Raw genomic sequence first — 634 nt, forward strand, 5'->3', positions numbered from 1 at the left:
CGCCGGTTTTTCTCCTGCGTCTGCATCTCTGTCAGCGCCTGATGCCTTAACACCAGGGCTTTCAGTGCCCGCTCTGTCGGATGAGGGGCCTCCCAGGCTGACGGGCGTTTTTCCCGGCAGAAGTGAGCCAGCATACGGGCGTCCACTTTGTCAGTTTTACTGCGCAACCCCTCACTCTGTGCGAAAGCTTTACTGAGGGCGGGGTTGATGATGGACACGGTATACCCGGCATCACTCAGATGCGCGGCCGCGTCTTCCATGTAGGTGCTGGTGGACTCCATGCAGACATGGGCACGGTTCACGTCATGGCCGCGAAGCCAGCGGACCAGCGCTTCGTGTCCGGAGAGGGTATTATCAAATTTTTTACAGCGATGCCGGCCATCAGGGCGAAGAATATCGACATCCAGTTTAGCTTTGGCGACATCAATACCGATGAAGTGGAGTTCATTTTCCATAGTGAAACCAACCTTGCAAATACGGGTTACCGGTGAAAGCCGGTCCATGATACTGTCCGGTTTATCACATGAGAAAGAACGGCGGTCCGGTGCAAAGGATCTACGGAACAGGCGCGAAAGCCTAAGCCCGGACACGGCATCCGGACCGCCATCAGAGAGAACTGGCCGGTTCTTTCTGA

At 55.8% G+C, this 634-nt stretch carries 1 protein-coding gene; it reads right to left on the reverse strand.

What is annotated here, in order from left to right:
* Positions 1 to 455: IS110 family transposase (locus ABLU67_RS24005; RefSeq protein ID WP_049105411.1), on the reverse strand; the 455-nt coding region annotated here is incomplete at its 3' end.
* Positions 456 to 634: the final 179 nt, after the last annotated feature.

It is taken from the genome of Klebsiella sp. GN_Kp190, from assembly GCF_040061795.1.
Classification (GTDB): domain Bacteria; phylum Pseudomonadota; class Gammaproteobacteria; order Enterobacterales; family Enterobacteriaceae; genus Klebsiella; species Klebsiella michiganensis.